General features: G+C 38.5%; 13 protein-coding genes. 12 read left to right on the top strand and 1 reads right to left on the bottom strand.

Features of this window, described 5'->3' with window-relative positions:
* Positions 1–76 precede the first annotated feature (76 nt).
* The 5 genes from tig to yihA all read left to right on the top strand — a co-directional run bounded on the left by tig (position 77) and on the right by yihA (position 7,739).
* Positions 77–1,363, top strand: coding sequence for a trigger factor (tig, locus tag NLW78_RS09315; RefSeq protein WP_254496773.1), 1,287 nt, complete (start codon positions 77–79; stop codon positions 1,361–1,363).
* Positions 1,364–1,673: 310 nt separating this feature from the next.
* Positions 1,674–2,954, top strand: coding sequence for an ATP-dependent protease ATP-binding subunit ClpX (gene clpX / locus NLW78_RS09310; RefSeq protein ID WP_254496772.1), 1,281 nt, complete (start codon positions 1,674–1,676; stop codon positions 2,952–2,954).
* A 128-nt stretch (positions 2,955–3,082) separates the two neighbouring features.
* On the top strand, positions 3,083–4,750 hold the full coding sequence (gene lonB / locus NLW78_RS09305) for an ATP-dependent protease LonB (RefSeq protein ID WP_254496771.1): 1,668 nt from the start codon (positions 3,083–3,085) through the stop codon (positions 4,748–4,750).
* Between the two features lie 84 nt (positions 4,751–4,834).
* On the top strand, positions 4,835–7,177 hold the full coding sequence (gene lon / locus NLW78_RS09300) for an endopeptidase La (protein WP_254496770.1): 2,343 nt from the start codon (positions 4,835–4,837) through the stop codon (positions 7,175–7,177).
* Positions 7,158–7,739, top strand: a complete 582-nt coding sequence (gene yihA, locus NLW78_RS09295) for a ribosome biogenesis GTP-binding protein YihA/YsxC (RefSeq protein WP_254496769.1) — start codon at positions 7,158–7,160, stop codon at positions 7,737–7,739. Before lon ends, yihA begins: the two co-directional genes overlap by 20 nt.
* Before the next feature lie 263 nt (positions 7,740–8,002).
* Here the strand turns inward: yihA and NLW78_RS09290 are convergent, their stop codons facing one another.
* Entirely contained in the window at positions 8,003–8,488 is a 486-nt protein-coding gene (locus tag NLW78_RS09290; protein ID WP_254496768.1) for a LiaI-LiaF-like domain-containing protein, read from the bottom strand.
* A gap of 217 nt (positions 8,489–8,705) precedes the next feature.
* Between NLW78_RS09290 and hemA the strand changes: the two genes are divergently transcribed.
* From hemA to spoVID, 7 genes are all read left to right on the top strand, one after another.
* The gene (hemA, locus tag NLW78_RS09285; protein ID WP_254496767.1) at positions 8,706–10,076 is read left to right on the top strand and encodes a glutamyl-tRNA reductase; all 1,371 of its coding nucleotides are present in this window, start codon (positions 8,706–8,708) and stop codon (positions 10,074–10,076) included.
* An 18-nt stretch (positions 10,077–10,094) separates the two neighbouring features.
* The gene (locus NLW78_RS09280; protein ID WP_254496766.1) at positions 10,095–10,910 is read left to right on the top strand and encodes a cytochrome C assembly family protein; all 816 of its coding nucleotides are present in this window, start codon (positions 10,095–10,097) and stop codon (positions 10,908–10,910) included.
* Between the two features lie 14 nt (positions 10,911–10,924).
* Positions 10,925–11,857 (top strand): hydroxymethylbilane synthase, encoded by a 933-nt coding sequence (hemC, locus tag NLW78_RS09275; RefSeq protein ID WP_254496765.1) that lies wholly within the window; start codon positions 10,925–10,927, stop codon positions 11,855–11,857.
* Positions 11,854–12,651: a uroporphyrinogen-III synthase gene (locus NLW78_RS09270; protein ID WP_254496764.1), complete on the top strand. Its 798-nt coding sequence runs from the start codon at positions 11,854–11,856 to the stop codon at positions 12,649–12,651. The genes hemC and NLW78_RS09270 overlap by 4 nt, the downstream gene beginning before the upstream one ends.
* Positions 12,632–13,615: a porphobilinogen synthase gene (gene hemB, locus NLW78_RS09265; RefSeq protein WP_254496763.1), complete on the top strand. Its 984-nt coding sequence runs from the start codon at positions 12,632–12,634 to the stop codon at positions 13,613–13,615. Before NLW78_RS09270 ends, hemB begins: the two co-directional genes overlap by 20 nt.
* 10 nt (positions 13,616–13,625) lie before the next feature.
* Complete coding sequence (hemL, locus tag NLW78_RS09260) at positions 13,626–14,915, top strand: glutamate-1-semialdehyde 2,1-aminomutase (protein WP_254496762.1); 1,290 nt, start codon at positions 13,626–13,628, stop codon at positions 14,913–14,915.
* Between the two features lie 133 nt (positions 14,916–15,048).
* Positions 15,049–16,182, top strand: coding sequence for a stage VI sporulation protein D (gene spoVID, locus NLW78_RS09255; protein ID WP_254496761.1), 1,134 nt, complete (start codon positions 15,049–15,051; stop codon positions 16,180–16,182).
* The last annotated feature ends 8 nt before the right edge of the window (positions 16,183–16,190 follow it).

Below are 16,190 nucleotides of genomic sequence, written 5' to 3'. Positions count from 1 at the left end.
CGTGCCCGCATTCATATCATAAGCGAAGAATAGCGAATAGCAATATTGAATAATAGATGTTGGAGGGAAAAATAGAATGTCAACAAAATGGGAAAAATTAGAAGGTAACGAAGGCGTACTTACAGTAGAAGTAGACGCAGAAGAATTTAATAGTGCTCTTGATAAAGCATTTAAAAAGGTTGTAAAACAGGTGCAAGTACCTGGCTTCCGTAAGGGGAAAATGCCACGTGGGTTATTTGAGAAGCGTTTCGGTGTTGAATCACTTTATCAAGACGCATTGGATATTATCCTGCCAGAGGCGTACACAAAAGCAGTAGATGAAGCAGGTATTGAGCCTGTTGATCGTCCAGAAGTGGACGTCGAGCAAGTGGAAAAAGGGAAAAACTTAATCTTCACGGCTAAAGTTACGGTTAAGCCTGAAGTAAAATTAGGTGAATATAAAGGCCTTGAAGTTGAAGACGTGAATACTGAAGTAACAGACGAAGACGTTGAGAATGAGTTAAAGCAACAGCAAGAACGACACGCTGAACTCGTTGTAAAAGAAGAAGGTAAAGTTGAAGAAGGCGACACAGTTGTTATTGATTTCGAAGGATTTATGGACGGAGAAGCTTTTGAAGGTGGAAAAGGTGAAAACCATTCCCTGGAAATCGGATCAGGTCAATTTATTCCTGGATTTGAAGAACAGCTAGTAGGTAAGGAAGCAGGGGAAGAAGCAGAAATTAAAGTTACATTCCCTGAAGATTACCAGGCAGAACAGTTCGCAGGCAAAGAAGCGACATTTAACGTCAAAATTCATGAAATTAAAACAAAAGAAGTACCAGAATTAGATGATGAACTTGCAAAAGATATCGATGAAAATGTGGAAACGTTAGACGAACTGAAAGCAAAGACAAGAGAACGTCTTGAAGAGCAAAAGAAAAATGAAGCAGATACACAAAAGCGTGAAGCACTAATTAGCCAAGCTACTGAAAATGCTGAAGTAGATATTCCTGAGGCAATGGTAAATACTGAGCTAGATCGTATGATGCAAGAATTTGAACAACGCTTGCAGATGCAAGGTATGGACCTCCAAACTTACTTCCAGTTCTCTGGTCAAGATGAGGAAGCATTAAAAGGTCAAATGAAAGAAGATGCTGAAAAGCGCGTACGTACAAACTTAACGTTAGAAGCGATTGCGAATGCAGAAAACATTGAAGTAACAGATGAAGATGTTGAAGCAGAATTAGAAAAAATGGCTGAAATGTATCAAGCAGAAGTTGCGCAAATTAAGCAAATGCTTGGTGGAAACACAGATGCACTTAAAGAGGATCTAAAGGTACGTAAAGCAATTGACGTACTTGTAAATGAAAGTAAATCGGCATAAATAAAATGATAAAAAAACAAGGCGCGAGTATATCGTGCCTTGTTTTATCATAATATCACTTGTATACTACGTAATTTTTTTCAGACAATAAAAATTAGACCTCATTGAGAACGCATACATATTCCTGAAGGTATTCTCATTGACTTATTATGAAAGGACGTACATAATGTAACCATATTATTATGTAGAATGAACAATTGATAAAGGGATTTACTTTCATGGATAACTTATATTTGATATGATGAGCTAAAGAATAAAGTTTTTAGTTCGCAACAATATATAGAGACGATATTTTTTATGAGGTGATTGAATGTTTAAATTTAACGATGAAAAAGGACAATTGAAATGTTCTTTTTGTGGGAAGACTCAAGAGCAAGTACGTAAGCTTGTAGCGGGTCCTGGAGTATATATTTGCGATGAATGTATTGAGCTTTGTACTGAAATCGTTGACGAGGAGCTGGGTACTGAAGAAGAAGTTGAATTCAAAGAAGTACCAAAACCGAAAGAAATATATGATATTTTAAATGACTATGTAATTGGCCAAGAAAAGGCAAAACGTTCTTTATCAGTAGCCGTTTACAATCATTATAAACGTATTAACACTAGCTCGAAAAATAACGATGAAGTCGAACTTTCTAAAAGTAATATTGTACTTATGGGGCCGACAGGTAGTGGTAAAACCTTACTAGCACAAACATTAGCCCGTATCTTAAATGTTCCGTTTGCCATCGCAGATGCTACATCCTTAACTGAAGCAGGATACGTTGGTGAGGATGTTGAAAACATTTTACTTAAGCTTATTCAAGCAGCGGATTACGATGTAGAAAAAGCGGAAAAAGGGATTATCTACATTGATGAAATTGATAAAGTTGCTCGTAAGTCTGAAAATCCATCTATCACAAGAGATGTGTCAGGAGAAGGTGTTCAGCAGGCACTTTTGAAAATTCTTGAAGGAACTGTTGCAAGTGTACCTCCACAAGGTGGACGTAAACATCCTCATCAAGAATTTATTCAAATTGATACAACGAATATCCTCTTTATCTGTGGTGGCGCGTTCGATGGTATTGAACAGATTATTAAGCGCCGTTTAGGTAAGCGAGTAATTGGTTTTGGTGCTGATAGCGCAGCAGAAGAGATGGATAAAGCAGAATTGCTTTCGAAAGTTCTTCCTGAGGATTTACTCCGTTTCGGCTTAATTCCAGAATTTATCGGTCGTCTTCCGGTAATCGGAAGTTTAGAGCCGTTAGATGAAGATGCTCTAGTGGATATACTAACGAAACCAAAAAATGCTCTCGTGAAGCAATATGAAAAATTATTTGAAATCGATGATGTTGAATTAGAGTTTGAAGAAGAAGCACTAATGGAAATTGCGAAAAAAGCGATTGAACGGAAAACGGGTGCCCGTGGCCTACGTTCCATTATTGAAGGCATCATGTTAGACGTAATGTTCGACATTCCTTCCCGTGATGACATTGAAAAATGTGTAATTACGAAGGAAACCGTTGTAAAAGAAAACACACGTCCGAAGTTAGTTATGAACGATGGTACAGTGATAGAAGAAGACCAACAATCGCCTAAGGAAAGTGCTTAATTTATAACCCCCGTAACGATGAAAATTGTTACGGGGGTTTCTCTATCCTCTCCGTAAAATTGCGTTTAATCCGATTTAAATTCGGTGATAATAAAGGATAACGCAAAATAACGGGAGGAAATGTAAACATGAATTTTATGGGCATTGCAATTTTTATCCAATTGATTGTAGGAATCGTTGTTGGACTATATTTTTGGAATATGTTACGTAATAATAGATCGAATAAAGTTACCATTGAAAAAGAGTCGCAAAAAGAGCTTGAAGAATTGAGAAAAATGCGTTCTATTTCATTGACAGAACCCCTCTCTGAGATGGTCAGACCAAAAAATATGACAGATGTTATTGGACAAGAAGATGGTATTGAATCGTTGCGTGCTGCGTTATGTAGCTCAAACCCACAGCACGTCATTATATATGGGCCACCAGGTGTTGGAAAAACGGCTGCTGCCCGTCTTGTATTGGAAGAAGCGAAAAAGCAAGCAGAAACACCGTTCAAACGTGACGCGAAATTTATCGAGGTGGATGCAACAACAGCTCGCTTTGACGAAAGAAGTATTGCTGACCCGTTAATTGGATCTGTCCATGACCCGATATACCAAGGTGCAGGTGCCATGGGGCAGGCTGGTATCCCACAGCCTAAAAAAGGTGCTGTTTCCAATGCTCACGGTGGCGTGTTATTTTTAGATGAAATTGGAGAGCTTCATCCGTTACAGATGAACAAACTGTTAAAAGTGTTGGAAGACCGTAAAGTGTTTTTTGAAAGTGCCTATTACAGTGAAGAAAATGAGAAAATACCTTCTCACATTCATGAGATTTTTAAGTACGGTTTACCAGCCGATTTTCGTTTAATAGGTGCAACAACACGGAGCCCTGATGAAATCCCTCCAGCAATTAGATCCCGCTGTCTGGAAGTGTTTTTTAAGGAGCTTGACAACAGTCACATTAAGAACGTTGCCAAAAGAGCTGCCGAGAAAGTAAAAGTAAGTATTGAAGATAATGCACTATCTTTAATAGCTACATATGCAAGAAATGGCCGTGAAGTTGTCAACATGATTCAAATATGTGTCGGTATAGTGAAAAAACAAAATAAAAAAACGATAGAGGTTGCAGACGTGGAATGGGTAGCACAATCCAGTCAATTAGTGCCAAAGCTTGAAAAGAAAATTGAGCAAGAGGATCAAGTAGGTGTTGTGAACGGATTAGCAGTGTTCGGACCCAATGCTGGTTCGTTACTGGAGATTGAAGTAACAGCACTCCCATCTACTGAGGAAGGTCAGTTTACGATCACTGGTATAGTAGATGAAGAAGAGTTTAATCAAAAAGGGAAAACAATACGTCGAAAGAGCATGGCTACACATTCCGTACAAAATGTTATTACGATGTTGAAGGCTATGGGTGTTCCTGTTCATCAATATCACTTGCATGTCAATTTTCCTGGAGGCATTCCAGTAGACGGGCCATCCGCAGGTGTTGCGATGGCAGTCGGAATATTTTCCGCTGTAAATAAGATTCCGGTTAAGCATAATGTAGCGATGACTGGAGAAATTAGTATACATGGAAAAGTGAAACCGGTAGGCGGTATTGTGCCAAAAGTAAAGGCGGCAAAGAGAGCTGGGGCTAAAAAGGTATTTATTCCACATGAGAATAAGCAAGCCATTTTAGAAGATATAAAAGGAATTGAGATTCAAACTGTTGAACATGTTGATGAAGTATTACATGAAGCGTTGCTCATGAATGAAAGTGTTAATCAAAAACAAACAAGTAGTTACCCGGTTCCTCAGCGAAAAACGATGTGATAAGGTACTTTCGTTTACAAACGAATCGGTTTTACATTATGATGGTAATACAAATTGGTAGTTAGTGACGGAGGTGTCGAGATAATGGCTGAAGAAACAACGAAGCAACTTCCCCTCCTGCCTTTGCGTGGATTAATTGTATACCCTTCTATGGTTTTACATTTAGACGTAGGAAGGGATAAATCAGTAAAAGCATTGGAACAATCGATGGTGGAAGATAACTTAATATTTTTAGCATGCCAAAAAGAAGTAGGAATTGATGAGCCGACAGAAGAGGAAATTTATAAAATAGGAACAGTTGCGAATATTAAACAAATGTTAAAGTTGCCAAATGGTACGATGAGAGTACTTGTAGAAGGGTTATATCGTGCTGAACTCGTTCGCCATATTGAAAATGAAGACTACTTCTTCGTTGAAACGGAGCAGTTAGAAAATATTCGTGGTGATGAACTAGAAGAAGAGGCTCTAATGCGTACGTTGCTAGAGCAATTTGAACAGTACATAAAGGTCTCGAAAAAGGTTAGTGAAGAGACGTTAGCAACGGTTACAGATATTGATGAGCCGGGAAGGTTAGCCGATATTGTAGCCAGCCATCTTTCTTTGAAAATGAAAGATAAGCAAAAGGTATTAGAACTTATCAATGTGAAAGATCGTTTGAACCATCTCATTCGGATTATTAATAACGAAAAAGAAGTTCTGAATTTAGAAAAGAAAATTGGACAACGTGTCAAAAAGTCAATGGAAAGAACGCAAAAGGAATATTATTTGCGTGAACAAATGAAAGCCATCCAAAAAGAGTTGGGAGACAAAGACGGAAAAACAGGTGAAGTCGCCCAATTAAAAGAAAAAATCGAAAAGGCAAATATGCCTGAACGTATTGAAAAAGTAGCACAACGGGAGTTAGAGCGTTACGAACGAGTGCCAAATAACTCTGCGGAAAGCTCTGTCATTCGAAATTACATTGAATGGCTTGCGGCCCTTCCCTGGACAGAAGAAACCGAAGATAATATAGACATTCCACATGCAGAAGAAACGTTAAATGAAGAACATTACGGTCTTGATAAAGTAAAAGAGCGAATATTAGAATATTTAGCTGTACAAAAATTAACAAAGTCATTAAAAGGACCAATTCTGTGTTTAGTCGGCCCTCCAGGAGTCGGGAAAACCTCACTTGTAAAATCGATTGCAAAGGCTATTAACCGTAAATATATAAGAGCCTCATTAGGCGGTGTACGTGATGAAGCCGAAATTAGAGGTCATAGAAGAACATATGTAGGGGCAATGCCCGGTCGTATTATTCAAGGGATGAAAAAGGCAGGAACAATTAACCCGGTCTTTCTATTAGATGAAATTGATAAAATGGCAAGCGATTTTCGGGGGGATCCATCCTCTGCTATGTTAGAAGTGCTAGATCCTGAACAAAATAGTACGTTCAGTGATCATTTTATTGAAGAACACTATGATTTATCTAAAACAATGTTTATCGCAACTGCTAACAACTTAGCGACAATTCCTGGGCCACTTTTAGACCGAATGGAAGTTATCTCCATTGCCGGATATACAGAAGTTGAAAAAATGCATATTGCGAAGGAGCATTTGTTGCCAAAGCAATTAAAAGAGAACGGGTTATCTAAAGGTGACTTACAAATCCGAGATGAAGCTTTATTGAAACTAATTAGGATGTATACGAGAGAAGCAGGGGTCCGTAACCTCGAAAGACAAATATCCTCCATTAATCGGAAGGCAGCAAAACTAATTGTATCTGGCGAGAAGAAAAAGGTTGTTGTGACGGAAAAACAATTAGAAGAAATGTTAGGGAAACCGAAATTCCGTTATGGACAAGCTGAAGAGGAAAACCAAGTAGGTACTGCGACCGGTCTGGCATATACATCTGCTGGTGGGGACACCCTTGCCATTGAAGTCTCTTTCTATCCTGGTAAAGGAAACTTAACGTTAACCGGGAAATTAGGAGACGTTATGAAAGAATCGGCTCAAGCAGCTTTTAGTTACATTCGTTCCCGGGCTGAAGAGCTGAATATTGACCCTGACTTCCACACCAAAAATGATATCCATATCCACGTACCTGAAGGAGCAACGCCTAAAGATGGTCCTTCTGCTGGAATAACGATTGCGACAGCGTTAGTATCAGCATTAACAGGAAGACCTGTTAGTAGAGAAGTTGGAATGACAGGTGAAATAACTTTAAGAGGGCGTGTATTACCTATTGGGGGCTTAAAAGAAAAATCGTTAAGTGCCCATCGTGCTGGATTAAAGAAAATTATTATGCCAGCGGAAAATGAAAAAGACTTAGAAGATATACCAGAAAGCGTGCGAAAAGACTTAACCTTTATCCAAGTTCGTCACTTAGATGAAGTGTTAAAAGAAGCATTGTTGGAGGAACCGGAACATGAAGGTCAATCAAGCTGAAATAGTTATTAGTGCAGTGAAGGAAGAACAATATCCAAACGATCGCCTACCTGAAATTTGTCTTGCAGGTAGATCAAATGTCGGAAAGTCATCCTTTATTAATAAAATGATTCAACGCAAAGGACTGGCACGTACGTCAGCAAAACCAGGAAAAACACAAACATTAAACTTTTACCGTATTAATGAGAAGTTTTATTTTGTAGATGTACCTGGATACGGATATGCTAAAGTATCAAAAAAAGAGAGAGCAGCCTGGGGAAAAATGATGGAGACGTATTTTTCGAAACGAGAACCATTAGTTTTGGCTGTCTTAATCGTAGACCTGCGACATAAGCCAACTGAAGACGATTTGCTAATGTATGACTTTTTTAAACATTATGATTTACGTGTTATGGTCGTAGCAACAAAACTTGATAAAGTACCCCGTTCAAAACGGGCGAAGCATCTTAAACAAGTTCGGGAAGTCTTGGATATTGAAGAAGGTGATCATCTTGTAACCTTTTCGGCGGAAACGTCTGAAGGGCGAGATGAGGCCTGGGGTATTATAAAATCATACTTATAAAAGAAAGCTAATCCAAATGGATTAGCTTTCTTTTTTTGTTTCGGCAAATTGTATGCCTTTGTCATTTTTATATCCCATAACGTATGAAACTGCATAATATTTCGGGTTTGTAGTCTTTTTCATATGTTTAACTCCGATAAAACGAACGAAGGCAAAAGCAGAAATAGTAAAAGCACCCTTATCATAACTAAGATTAATGCCAAATGGTGTATAGTTTAGTAATAGAAAAGGAATGGTATAAATTAAGTACAAAAGCATCCCGGTTATTTTTTATTCATAAATAATATATATATTCCGACAATGATCACAATAATGGGTATGACAAAATGGTTATCGACTGCAATCAATTGGGGGAGATGTACCCAATCAGGACGGTATGCAGATATAAGTCCTAATATGGCAAGCACAAGCATTGATATACCTGGCCAAAAACCTTTACGGCTTTTTTGGTAACGAACGAGGAAACCTAAGCCAACAATAAGAAGATACATAGCCCATAAATCTTTCCAAGTAGAGGAGTAAATGAGCATATGGAAATGAACACCTAATCCGAATATCACAATACCAGGTAATAAGTCATCAAATTTCTTATATATGTATCCATTTAGTAAAAATGCAATTCCAACTAGCATTATAATAGTAGGCCAACTATAAAAGTTTTCAAGAATGGGAACAAAATTATGCCTTAATATAAAGTATATTCCTAGTCCAATTAAAAAGAGTCCGGTAAAACCGTTTGACTGTTTCATTTGTATTCCTCCTAATGCTCTAAAAGTATATCGATTTCTTGCTTGGTTGCGTTGGATATGATAAGGTTTTATAGGATAACAATTAGACAAAACATGACAATTACATCGTATCACAATATTCAAAAATTGTTCATTGTTTCAGTAAATAACGCATTATAGACGTGTTATACTGTACGATAGATAAAGGACAACATGGACATGGAAGGGGTGAGTGGTTGTGCATATACTCGTAGTTAGTGTAAATTATCGGACAGCCCCTGTTGAAATCCGGGAAAAGCTAGCATTTTCTGAGGAAATGCTTGATGAAGCGATGATTTCTTTAAATCAGCAAAAAAGCATACTTGAAAATATCATTATTTCAACGTGTAACCGAACGGAAATTTATGCAGTTGTGGATCAACTTCATACTGGACGTTACTACGTGAAAAAATTTATTGCCGATACCTTCTCGCTAACGTTAGACGAGGTTTCTTCGTATGTTGCTTTTTATGAAGAGGAAAAAGGGATTGATCATTTATTCCGTCTATCGTGCGGACTTGATTCTATGGTTATTGGTGAAACACAAATATTAGGACAAGTAAAGCATTCGTTTCTTTTGGCGCAGCAAAATCGTACGACGGGAACGATTTTTAATCAGCTGTTCAAGCAAGCCGTCACATTAGCGAAGCGTGCTCACAACGAAACGGAAATCGGTGAAAATGCCGTATCTGTCAGCTATGCTGCCGTTGAATTAGCTAAGAAAATTTTTGGTGATTTAACAGGCAAAAAGGTAGCGATTTTAGGAGCAGGTAAAATGGGTGAGCTAGCACTTAAAAATTTAAGTGGATCTGGTGTAGGGCATATTACAGTTTTAAATCGTACTTTACAAAAAGCAGAAGAACTGGCCATGCAATTTAAGGGACAAGCGGCAACCATTGATAAACTGCCGAGCATATTAGGAACTGCCGATATCTTAATTAGTTCGACTGGGGCCAATCAATATATGTTGATGAAAGATGACATGAAGCAAATTTTAAAGCCGAGAAAAGGCCGCCCGTTAGTTATGATTGATATAGCAGTACCACGGGATTTAGATCCGGCAATTAATGAATTAGAAGGTACATTCCTTTACGATATTGATGATTTACGTGGTATAGTCGATGCAAATATGGAGTCGAGACAAGAAGCAGCACAACAAATCGAAACCATGATTCAAAACGAAATAGGAGAGTTTGCCGACTGGCTACAAACGTTAGGGGTTACTCCTATTATCTCTGCTCTACGTCAAAAAGCGCTTTCCATTCAAGCGGAAACAATGAAATCAATTGAACGGAAGATGCCTGATTTAACCGATCGGGAAAGAAAAGTCCTGAGTAAGCATACGAAAAGTATTATTAACCAACTACTGAAAGAACCGATCTTGCAAGCGAAAGAGTTCGCAGGTGAGCGTAACCGCGATGAGGCTTTAGAATTGTTTGTGAAAATATTCGGGATCGAGGAAGAGGTAGAAACTGAAGTACAAAAACAACATGAAAAGAATGAACATGCCTTTCCAGTTGAAGCAAAAGGGAAATTCTCGTTTCCAGCTATAAGTAAATCTTCGAGATAAGGAAGGCTATATGGGACTATGGACTTTAAGTCGTTACATGAAGTTGTCATCTTTATATATGGATTAGCAATAGTAGGATATTTTATAGATTTTATACAACAAAACCGGAGGGCAAACCAAATTGCCTTCTGGTCTCTTTCTATGGTTTGGCTTTTGCAAACCTTTTTTTTATTAAGTAAACTATTAAGCGACGAGAGTTTTCCATTTTTAACGATTTATGACGGGTTATACATTTATGCTTGGATTTTAATTACTTTCTCCCTAATTATTAATCGTATCTTCCGAATGGACTTCTTTGCGTTCTTTACGAATATATTAGGTTTCATTATTATGATGCTTCATCTTTTTACGAAAGCACAAGAAAGTATGACGAGCACTAGCGTGCAGTTTGTAGGAGAAGTATTAGTCATACATATCACGTTGGCCCTTATATCTTACGGTTTTTTTGCCATCTCGTTTATATGCTCTCTCATGTATTTATTACAATATCGTTTATTAAAACGAAAGCGTTGGACTTTTCAATTAAAACGGTTAGGGAATTTAGAGCAACTTGATATGCTCTCTTATATATCAGTCCTCATCGGTGTTCCAATGTTAATGGTCTCCATTATCCTCGGTCTGTTATGGGGTTATACAACAAATGCCTTATTTTATTGGGACGATGTAAAAACAATCGGTTCCTTTGTTGTACTCATAGTTTATATTATTTTTCTCTTTTTACGGGTTGGGAAAGGTTTACAAGGGAGAACCATAGCCTACTTCAATGTATATGCGTTTCTCTTTATGCTCGTTAATTACTTTTTATTTAGTTCATTATCCAATTTCCACTTTTAGAGGGGGTAGAAAAGATGCGAAAAATCGTCATCGGATCAAGAAGAAGTCAATTAGCATTAACTCAGACAAACTGGGTAATTGAGAAGTTAAAGCAATTAGATGGACCATACACGTTTGAAGTAAAGGAAATTGTTACGAAAGGTGACAAGATTTTAGACGTGACATTATCGAAAGTAGGCGGAAAAGGACTTTTCGTTAAAGAAATTGAACAAGCAATGTTTGACAAAGAGATCGACTTAGCTGTACACAGTATGAAGGATATGCCGTCTGTCATCCCTGAAGGCTTAATGATTGCCTCTATACCAGAACGGGAAGATCATCGAGATGCCTTCATTTCCAATGAGAATGTAAAACTAAAGGATTTACCAGAAGGTGCAGTAGTTGGAACAGCTAGTTTACGACGAGGTGCCCTTGTATTAGCTCAACGCCCTGATTTACGTATCAAATCAATTCGTGGGAATATTGACTCCCGCTTACGCAAGTTAAAAGAGGAAGATTATGATGCGATTATCTTAGCCGCTGCAGGGCTAAAACGGATGGGATGGTCCGATGATGTTGTCACAGAATATTTAAACCCAGAACAAAACGTACCGGCTGTAGGGCAAGGAGCATTAGCACTTGAATGCCGTGAAAGTGACGTGGAGCTTCGGGAATTGTTACAACAAATTCACGACGAGTATACTGCCAGACAAATTGAGGCAGAGCGAACGTATTTACGCATTATGGAGGGTGGCTGCCAAGTGCCGATTGCTGGTTACGCTCATTTAGAGGGTGACGAAGTCGTCCTGAATGCACTAGTGGCTTCACCAGACGGGAAAGACGTATACCATGAAACGATTAGAGGGACTAACCCATTTGAAGTAGGAAAAGAAGCAGCAGATCGTCTAACGAAACGTGGTGCGAAAGATCTTATTGATGAAGTGAAAGAGGAGTTAGACCAGTCATGACCTCCCCATTAAATGGGAAGACAGTACTTATTACGAGAAGTGCAGAACAAAGTAAACCGTTTTCCGATTTAATTATTTCTTATGGGGGAAAACCTGTCGAAGTGCCGTTATTAGCTTTTGAACTTGCAGAAGACGAGCACAATAAACGGGAGTTCGTCTCTGCTTTACATCGTTGCCGATGGATTTTTTTTACGAGTGCAAAAGGAGTGCAGTTCTTTTTTAAAACGTTACGCTACTACTCCATTGACAGGGAAATTATACGAAATAAACGGTTTGCTGTAATTGGCAGGAAAACGAATAGTGCACTTAAGCAATATGGTTTTCACACTAATTTATATCCGGACGTATACAGTGCAGAACAACTAGGAAAGCAATTTCTGAAGGAACGACGGCATGGTTCTGTCCTACTCATTAGGGGGAACTTATCTTTAAATACTTTGCCAAACGTTCTTCAACAACATGAAATCCCTTATACAGCAATTACAGTTTACCGAACGGTTATAAATAGGAAAGCAAAGTCTCAATTACAACAAGTTTTACAAAGAGAAGACAGCATTGACGTGATCACGTTTACGAGCCCTTCGGCTATTGGAGCCTTCCAAACTTTGGGGGAACGATATGTAACAAATAAATGGAAGCAAAAAGTTTGTCTTGTAATTGGTCCAACAACAGAAAAGAAGGCGTATCAGCAAGGCTTTTCAACTGTGTTAACACCAAAAGAGTATACAATAGAAGGTATGGTCAAAAAAATATTGAAACACTTTGATAAAAAGGATGATTTATATGGACTTTAATCGACATCGTCGATTACGAACAACGGAAAATATGCGGGCAATGGTACGGGAAACACATTTACATAAAGAGGATTTAATATATCCAATTTTCGTTGTTGAAGGTAATAACATTCGAAATAAAGTAGAATCTATGCCAGGAGTCTATCAGTTGTCATTAGACTATTTAACAGATGAAATGAAAGAAGTGGAGCGTCTAGGTATTCCCTCTGTTATTGTGTTTGGTGTACCAGCAGTGAAGGATCCACACGGAAGCCAGGCATATTGTGAAACGGGAATTGTCCAACAAGCAATTCGTCAAATTAAACAGGAAGTTCCGAGTTTAACGGTTGTTGCCGACACATGCTTATGTCAATATACCGACCACGGCCATTGTGGTGTTGTAGAAGAGGGCGTTATTTTAAACGACCCTTCACTGGAGTTACTTGTGAAAACAGCGGTAAGTCAAGCGAAGGCAGGAGCAGATGTCATTGCCCCATCTAATATGATGGACGGTTTTGTTGCTGCAATTCGACAGGGATTAGATGAAGAGGGTTTTGTAAATACTCCAATTATGTCATATGCAGTGAAGTATTCCTCTTCTTTTTATGGTCCATTTCGTGATGCTGCCCACAGTTCTCCTCAATTTGGGGATCGCAGAACATATCAAATGGATCCTGCCAATCGCTTAGAAGCTCTACGTGAGGCTGAGTCAGATATAGCAGAGGGCGCTGATTACCTGATTGTTAAGCCTGCCCTGGCATATTTGGACATCATGCGTGAAATTAAGGATCGTTACCCGTACCCCGTTGTCGCGTACAACGTGAGTGGAGAATACTCGATGGTAAAAGCAGCCGCCCAAAATGGGTGGATTGATGAACGAGAAATTGTAATGGAAAAATTAACAGCAATGAAACGAGCTGGAGCAGATCTAATGATTACATACTTTGCAAAAGATGTTGCAAAGTGGCTGGATGAGCAAAAATAGGAGGGGTATGATGGCTAACTTTGAAAAATCAAAACATGCTTACGACACGGCTGTAAACCTATTGCCTGGTGGTGTGAACTCACCTGTTCGAGCCTTTAAATCGGTAAAAATGGATCCCATTTTTATGGAAAAAGGAAAAGGGTCAAAAATTTATGATATAGATGGTAATGAATATATTGATTATGTGCTAAGTTGGGGACCACTTATTTTAGGCCATGCCGATGAACGTGTTGTAAAGGCGTTAAAACAAGTGGTGGAAGATGGGACTAGCTTCGGTGCTCCTACAGAGATTGAAAATAAGTTGGCTGAACTTGTCATTGAGAGAGTACCATCGATTGAAATGGTTCGTATGGTGAACTCTGGTACTGAGGCTACGATGAGTGCTCTTCGCTTAGCAAGAGGTTACACGGGAAAAGATAAAATTTTAAAATTTGTAGGAAACTACCATGGCCATGGAGATTCATTACTTATTAAAGCGGGATCAGGGGTAGCAACATTAGGCCTGCCGGATAGTCCAGGGGTTCCAGCTTCAATCGCTCAAAATACCATTACGGTTCCTTATAACGATATGGAAAGTGTGGAGTATGCTTTTGAAGAATTTGGTAATGACATTGCGGCTGTTATTGTCGAACCAGTTTCAGGAAATATGGGAGTTGTACCACCGCAAAACGACTTTTTACAAAAACTTCGCAGAATTACGACTGAACATGATTCATTACTGATTTTTGATGAGGTGATGACAGGTTTTCGTGTTGATTATCATAGTGCCCAAGGTTTTTATGATGTTACACCGGACTTAACTTGTTTAGGAAAAGTTATTGGTGGAGGACTGCCCGTCGGTGCATACGGTGGAAAAAGAGAAATTATGGAGAAAATAGCTCCTGCAGGAGACATTTATCAAGCAGGAACCTTGTCCGGAAATCCGTTAGCGATGACAGCAGGGTATGAAACATTAAAAGCAATGACAAAAGAAGCCTACACTAAGGTGAACCGTAAGGTGGATCGTCTCGTTGACGGGTTGTCACAAGCAGCCGAAAAAAATCATATACCATATACGATAAATCGTGCAGGTTCTATGGTTGGTCTCTTTTTTACGGAAAAGGACGTCATAGATTTTGCCTCTGCAAAGACAGCAGATTTAGATCTTTTTGCTAACTTTTATCAAGGTATGATAGAAGAAGGGATCTTTTTGCCACCTTCACAATTTGAGGGGCTTTTCCTATCAGCTGCACATACCGATGAGGATATAGAAAAAACAATCGAGGCAGCAAACAAAGTAATGGAAAAATTGAAAAATTAGATTTTATAGACTGTTGGTACTGTAGGTACAACAGTCTTTTTTTATTGCTGCTTGTGATAATTCTCTTTCTATTTTCATATAAGTGTAATGATTGAAACACTTAATGGGATTTATACGGGGAGGAGGAAATATTTTGAGTCAAGAGGAGCAAAACGTATTTACGTTTGAATTGAATGAGCTTTTATGGTTTAAAAAAGGACAGGAAGTTCAAGAATTAATTGGTATCGCCCTTGAGCCAGATATTTCAATACATGAGGCTGAGGATCAAATATTCATTCGAGGTGTGATTGAACTCTCAGGTGAGTATATGCCAGCAGTATCTGATCGTTTCACTGAAGATGAAAATCAAATTATTTCATTTCAGGACCATTCCACGAAGCGATATATTTTAGATGTTCGTAGCTTTGAGGATGGATTAAACGAATTTCATTATAATATTCCAGTTGAAATTACCATTCCGAAATATCGGATACCATCTTTAGATGATGTAATGGTTGAGGTAGATCACTTCGATTATGAGATTCCAGATACGTCTCGATTAAAGTTACAAGCTAGAGTAATCATTCACGGTATTAAACAAGAAACAATTGAAACTGAGCAAGTAGTAGAACGGGGTGAAGAAGAGTCATCCACGTTCCAGTGGGAGTCGAAGGACCAACAATTCTCCTTTGATGTAACATTTAAGGATGACGAGGCTTTTACGAAGGATGGTGATGGAGTAAAGGATGAAACGGAAGAAGCAAGTACTTATGAACCACCGCGGGATGAACAGCCTGTAGAAGTCGACCAAGTTATAGTAGAAGATGATGAAGAGACAACTATAGAGATGGAAGCTGAAGCAGAGGAAGAAAAGTCAGAAGAAAAAGAGAAAGATCGTTGGTTTCATAAGAAGAAATCACAAACCTTTGAGGAGTTTTTTGCAAAAGGGAAAGATGAACCTAAGGATGAAGATGTTGAAGAGTCTTCCCAATGGGGAAGTGTATCCCCTTCAAGTGATGATGATGAAACAAAAGGAAAACTCGAATCATCCGATGAATATGCTCGGGATGAAACATCTTACTTAATCGATATGTTCGGAAATGGAGAAGATGCATTTACGAAAATCCGCATGTGTATCGTACAACAGTCTGATACGCTAGATACGATTGCAGAACGATATGAATTACCCAAAACCCAAATCATTAGAGTAAACAATATTGAAGAGAATGATATCCGCGAAGGGGAAATTTTATATATTCCTGTTAGCAAAAAGGAAAAAAAATCATAATATGATTT

Source organism: Salirhabdus salicampi (assembly GCF_024259515.1).
GTDB classification, from domain to species: domain Bacteria; phylum Bacillota; class Bacilli; order Bacillales; family Alkalibacillaceae; genus Salirhabdus_A; species Salirhabdus_A salicampi.
Note: the sequence above shows the minus strand (reverse complement) of the source record. Positions and strands in the feature narration are given on the sequence as shown.